The sequence below is a fragment of the Streptomyces synnematoformans genome (assembly GCF_039531005.1).
In the GTDB taxonomy this organism is placed as follows: Bacteria; Actinomycetota; Actinomycetes; order Streptomycetales; family Streptomycetaceae; genus Streptomyces; species Streptomyces synnematoformans.
This window is the reverse complement of record NZ_BAAAPF010000399.1, coordinates 1-5,490: the sequence shown is the minus strand read 5'-3', so window position 1 is coordinate 5,490 and position 5,490 is coordinate 1. Positions and strand designations below refer to the sequence as shown.

Sequence of the window (5,490 nt, the reverse complement as noted above, 5' to 3'; positions counted from 1 at the left end):
CGCGCGTGGGGGGCCGGGGCGGCGCCCCGGTTTGGGAAAGGGGCGGGGCTGGGGAGACAACCCCGCACGGACGCAAGGAGCGATCACACATGCCAGCCGCCGACGTAGCCGCCCTCGTGGCCGCCGCCCGCGAGGGCGGCCCGCGGGCCGTGGCCCGGCTCATCACCCTGGTCGAGGGCGCGTCGCCGCAGCTCCGCGAGGTGATGGCCGCCCTCGCCCCGCTCGCCGGCCGGGCCTACGTCGTCGGGCTCACCGGCTCGCCCGGCGTCGGCAAGTCCACGTCCACCTCCGCCCTGGTCACCGCGTACCGCAGACGCGGCAAGCGGGTCGGCGTGCTGGCCGTCGACCCGTCCTCGCCGTTCTCCGGCGGGGCGCTGCTCGGCGACCGGGTGCGGATGGGCGAGCACGCCTCCGACCCCGGCGTCTACATCCGCTCCATGGCCACCCGCGGCCACCTCGGCGGTCTGGCCTGGTCCGCGCCGCAGGCGATCCGGGTGCTGGACGCCGCCGGCTGCGACGTGGTGCTGGTGGAGACCGTCGGCGTCGGGCAGTCGGAGGTGGACATCGCCGGGCAGGCCGACACCTGCGTGGTGCTGCTGGCGCCCGGCATGGGCGACGGCATCCAGGCGGCCAAGGCCGGGATCCTGGAGATCGGCGACGTCTACGTGGTCAACAAGGCCGACCGTGACGGCGCCGACGCCACCGCCCGCGAGCTGAACCACATGCTCGGCCTCGGCGAGGCCCGCGCCCCCGGCGACTGGCGCCCGCCCATCGTCAAGACCGTCGCCGCCCGCGACGAGGGCACCGACGAGGTGGTCGAGGCGCTGGAGAAGCACCGGGCCTGGACCGAGGAGCACGGCGTGCTCGCCGAGCGCCGCCGGCGCCGGGCGGCCCGCGAGGTCGAGACGATCGCCGTGACCGCGCTGCGCGAGCGCATGGCCGACCTGCACGGCGACCGCCGGCTGTCGGCGCTCGCCGAGCGGATCACGGCGGGGGAGCTGGACCCGTACGACGCGACCGTCGAGCTGCTGGAGGGCCTCACCGGCGGCTAGCCGGACGGCGCACGGGCACCGGGCCCGGGCCGCCACCGGGCCCGGGCCGTCCGCCGTCCGCCGTTCGGCCGCTACCGGCCGAAGCCCGCCGGGCCGGGCTGGCCGGCGCCGCCCGGCACGCCCTGCTGGTGCGGCACGGCGCCGGTCGCCAGCCCGGCCTGCATCGTCTCCGTCGACTGCAGCAGCACCTGCCCGGCGCCGGTGAACTGGAACTGGTGCTCCTCGCCGGACGCGCCGCCGATGCCGGTCATGGCGCGGATGCCGCCCAGGAGGCCCTGCATGTAGCCGTGGTCGTAGTGGTGGCACGGCGAGGGGCAGTCGGCCCAGCCCACCAGCGCCTGCGGGTCGACCCGGATCGGCGGCTCGACGAAGACGACGGCGCCGTTGGAGACGGCGACGAACTTGCCGGTGCCGATCAGCGTCAGGAAGCCCGGCACGATCGACTGTTTCAGCTCCAGCCCCGGCTCGAAGGCCAGCAGGTTCCCGGAGCGGATCGTGAGGTTGCCGTCGTCCAGGTCGTAGGAGTTGACGTCGAACGCCCGGTCCGCGAGCAGCATCATGCCGCTGCCCTGCGCCACCACCCAGTCCGCGGCGTGCAGCGGCGAGTGGAAGCTGCCGGCGACGAGGCCCTCGAACGCCCCGTGGCCGACGCCGTCGAAGGAGATCTGCCCGTAGTAGGCGATCATCTTCCCCTTCTGCACGAACCACTGGCCGTTCAGCGCGACGCTGAAGGCGTACGGGTGGACGTTGTCGTTCTGCGGCAGCGTCTGCGCGTCGTGGACGACGGGTCCGGCGTTCACAGCTTCTCCTCCGATGCCTGCACGTACACCGTGCCGTTGCCCGACAGCTCCAGCTGGAACGCCTCGCCGGAGCCGCGCCCCACCATGTCGCGCCAGCCGAGCGCGGTGGAGAGCTTGTTCTGCACCTGGCCGCGGTGTGCGACGTACGCCTGCGGGTCGACGTGCACCGCCCGCCGGGGGGTGATCGGCAGTTCCAGCACGCCGCCGTGGGCCATCACCGCCACCGCGCCGTGGCCGGCGAGGGTGGTGGTGAACAGGCCCTGGCCGGTGACCTGGCCGCGGACCATGCCCATGACGCCGCCCTGCGAGCCCATGAACATCGTGCCCTGCTGCAGCGAGCCGTCGAAGGCCAGCAGCCGGTCCGCCTCGACGTAGAGGGTGTCGCCGGACAGCTCGACGACGTGCACCTCGTGGCCGCCGTGACCGAACATCACGGTGCCCGAGCCCTCGACGGTCATCAGCGGCGTCGCCTCGTTCGCCACCCGGCGGCCGATCATCGACGTCAGCCCGCCCTGGCCGCCCTGGATGTTGGGCGTGAAGCTGACCTGCCCGGTGTAGGCGAGCATCGCCCCCCGCTGGCTGTACATCGTCTGGCCGGGTGACACCCGGGCCTCGGCGATCTTCGAGTTGAGCATGCGGAACGGCATCTCTAGACCGCACCCCCCACCGTGTTGCGCTCGCTCGGCTGGACGTAGACCAGCCCGTCGCCCTCGAAGCGGATCTGGAACGCCTCGCCGCCGCCCTCGCCTATGAGGGTGCGGAACGTGGCGCCGGACTGGAAGTGCTGCTGGACCCGGCCGGTGTGCGCGACGTACGCGCCGGGGTCGACGACCAGCGGCATGTGCGGCGCGACCCGCAGGACCACCGCGGGGCCGTCGGACATGAGCGCCGCCTGGCCGGTGCCCTCCACGGTCGTGGTGAACAGCCCGGTGCCGGTGCTCGCGCCGCGCATCCCGGTGAAGCTCGTCCCCGTCTTCAGCCCGCCGTCGGTCGCCAGCAGGTTGCTGGACTCCACGTACAGCTTGTCCGACTGCAGGCCGACAAGGTTGATCACGCTGGCCCGGTCGGCGAAGTAGCAGGTGCCCTGCCCCTTCACCTCCATCAGCTCCATCTGCTCGCCGGTCAGCCGGCGCGTCACCATCCCCCGTATACCCTCGCCGCCCCCCGTGAGCTTCTTGAACGCCATCTGGCCGTCGTAGGCGACCATGGAGCCGTTCTTCGCCTTCACCGCGTCGCCGGCCATGTCCACGGCCAGCACCTTGCTGCCTTCTAGTCGAAACTGAGCCACGGGCCGACGCTAGCCGCTCGGCCACCCCTCCCGGAAGGCCGGGTATGGGCGGCTGACACAATGGGGTCCAGTTTGCCCGGGGAGATCCCCCGGTTCCCGGACGATCCGAAGGCTGCTTCGATGGACCCTGTGGACATCCAGACCGCTTCCGCCCTCCGCCGGCTCCGCCTGATCTCCGCCCCCGAGGCGGTCTCGTTCCTGCTGCTGCTCGTGTGCTCCGTGCTCAAGCGGACCACGGACTTCGACGCGGTGCCGGTGATGGGCATGATCCACGGGCTGCTCTTCATCGGGTACGTGCTCTTCCTCGCGGACGCCTGGAACCGCACCCGCTGGCCGGCCAAGCGCGCCGCGCTCTACTTCGTCCTCGCCGTGCTGCCCGGCGGCGGCTTCGTCGCCGAGCGCATGCTGCGCCGCGAGGTGGACGCCGGGATCATGGCCGCCCGCGCCCGGCGGGAGGGCGTCGTCGGCGCCTGACCGCCGCCCGCCGCCCGCCCGGCCGGCCCCTCCGTGGGGCAGCACCCCCCGCACGGCCCTCCCCGGTTCGACACGTAGTCAATTTCCGCTTTTGGTGGGATATGTCGGCGTTGTCGTATCTGCGGAGGGACCGTGCGGCCGGAAGGCTATGACTACGAGAAGTTCAGCCGCCTCGCGGGGCCGCTGACGGATCCCGATCCGTCCCGTCCCTACCGGGTGCGCTACACGCGCCTGCTCTCCCGTGAGCCGCACCGCGTCCGGGCGGTCCTGCTCATGGCGTTCGCGCCGCTGCTGTCCGGGACCCTGCTGCTCTACCTGGTCTGGCCCGCGCACTGGACCGAGCGCACCGGGGCGCCGCCCTGGCTGCTCACCGCGGACGCGGTGATGCTCATATCGATCGGGCTGATCGAGATGTTCCGGCTGGTCAACGTCGTCTCGATCGCGCACGCCACGATGGTCGCCCGGGACCCGGTCCCGGTCACCGCGGAGCCCGGCACCCGGGTCGCGTTCCTCACCACGTACGTGCCGGGCAAGGAGCCCATCGCCATGGTGCGCGCCACGCTCACCGGGGCGGTCGCGCTGCGGCACGACGGGCCGCTGGACGTCTGGCTGCTCGACGAGGGCGACGACCCCGAGGCCCGGGCGCTCTGCGCGGAGCTGGGCGTACGGCACTTCAGCCGCAAGGGCGTGCCGCACTGGAACGCCGAGGAGGGCCCGCACCGCGCCAGGACCAAGCACGGCAACTACAACGCCTGGCTGGAGGCGCACGGCGACGGGTACGACTTCTTCGCCTCCGTCGACACCGACCACGTGCCGCTGCCCGCGTACCTGGAGCGGATGCTCGGCTACTTCCGCGACCCCGACGTCGCCTTCGTCGTCGGCCCGCAGGTGTACGGCAACTACGACGCCGCCGTCACCAAGTTCGCCGAGAGCCAGCAGTACCTCTTCCACGCGCTGATCCAGCGCGCCGGCAACGCCTACGGCTCGCCGATGTTCGTCGGCACCAACAACGCGGTGCGCATCTCCGCGCTCCGGCAGGTCGGCGGCCTGTACGACTCGATCACCGAGGACATGGCCACCGGCTTCGAACTGCACCGCACCCGCAACCCGGCCACCGGCCGGCACTGGCGGTCGGTCTACACCCCGGACGTGCTGGCCGTCGGCGAGGGGCCCAGCTCCTGGACCGACTTCTTCACCCAGCAGATGCGCTGGTCGCGCGGCACCTACGAGACGCTGATCGGCCAGTACGGGCGGGGCGGCGGGCGCTTCCCGATCCGGCGCCTCTTCAACTACTCGCTGATGCTCGTCTACTACCCGATGACCGCGGTCACCTGGTTCCTCGGCGCGCTCAGCTGCACCCTCTTCCTCTGGCTCGGCTCCTCCGGCACCCAGGTACCGGCCTCGGTCTGGCTGATGCTCTACAGCGACGCCGCCGCCCTGCAGATCGGCCTCTACCTGTGGAACCGGCGGCACAACGTGTCGCCGCACGAGCCCGAGGGCTCCGGCGGCCTCGCCGGGATGCTGATGTCGGCGATGTCGGCGCCGATCTACTTCACGTCCTTCAAGGCGGCGGTGCTGCGCCGGCCGTGCCGGTTCGTGGTGACGCCCAAGGGCGGCGGCGCGAGCCCCGACCGGGTGGCGACGTTCCGTATCCACCTGTTCTGGGCGGGGCTGCTGGCGACCTCGTTCCTGGCGTCGGTCGTCCTGGGCCACACGCACGTGGCGATGCGCACCTGGACGGTGCTCGCGCTGTGCGTCGCGCTCGCGCCGGCCTCGATCTGGGCCTGGTCCGAGTGGCGGCTGCGGCGCACGAACCGGCGCGAGGACGTGCGGCGGCGGGCGGCGCTGGCCGCGGCGGCCGCCGTACGGGGCCGGG

General features: G+C 72.7%; 6 protein-coding genes. 3 read left to right on the top strand and 3 right to left on the bottom strand.

Annotation, left to right across the window (positions count from 1 at the left end; all coding sequences use genetic code 11):
• The first annotated feature begins 89 nt into the window (after nucleotides 1-89).
• Complete coding sequence (gene meaB / locus ABD317_RS32960) at nucleotides 90-1,052, top strand: methylmalonyl Co-A mutase-associated GTPase MeaB (protein ID WP_344294886.1); 963 nt, start codon at nucleotides 90-92, stop codon at nucleotides 1,050-1,052.
• 71 nt (nucleotides 1,053-1,123) lie between these two features.
• Here the strand turns inward: meaB and ABD317_RS32955 are convergent, their stop codons facing one another.
• From ABD317_RS32955 to ABD317_RS32945, 3 genes are read right to left on the bottom strand one after another with little or no spacing between them, the layout of a single operon-like run.
• Nucleotides 1,124-1,852, bottom strand: a complete 729-nt coding sequence (locus ABD317_RS32955; RefSeq protein WP_344294884.1) for an AIM24 family protein — start codon at nucleotides 1,850-1,852, stop codon at nucleotides 1,124-1,126.
• Entirely contained in the window at nucleotides 1,849-2,499 is a 651-nt protein-coding gene (locus tag ABD317_RS32950) for an AIM24 family protein (RefSeq protein WP_344294882.1), read from the bottom strand. The genes ABD317_RS32955 and ABD317_RS32950 overlap by 4 nt, the downstream gene beginning before the upstream one ends.
• Before the next feature lie 2 nt (nucleotides 2,500-2,501).
• Nucleotides 2,502-3,140 carry an AIM24 family protein gene (locus tag ABD317_RS32945; RefSeq protein WP_078627743.1) on the bottom strand — a complete coding sequence of 213 codons (639 nt, stop codon included), beginning with the start codon at nucleotides 3,138-3,140 and terminating at the stop codon, nucleotides 2,502-2,504.
• 129 nt (nucleotides 3,141-3,269) lie between these two features.
• Between ABD317_RS32945 and ABD317_RS32940 the strand changes: the two genes are divergently transcribed.
• Nucleotides 3,270-3,614: a DUF3817 domain-containing protein gene (locus ABD317_RS32940; protein ID WP_027755289.1), complete on the top strand. Its 345-nt coding sequence runs from the start codon at nucleotides 3,270-3,272 to the stop codon at nucleotides 3,612-3,614.
• Nucleotides 3,615-3,746: 132 nt separating this feature from the next.
• The coding region (locus ABD317_RS32935; protein ID WP_344294879.1) for a glycosyltransferase family 2 protein at nucleotides 3,747-5,490 on the top strand (1,744 nt) is incomplete at its 3' end.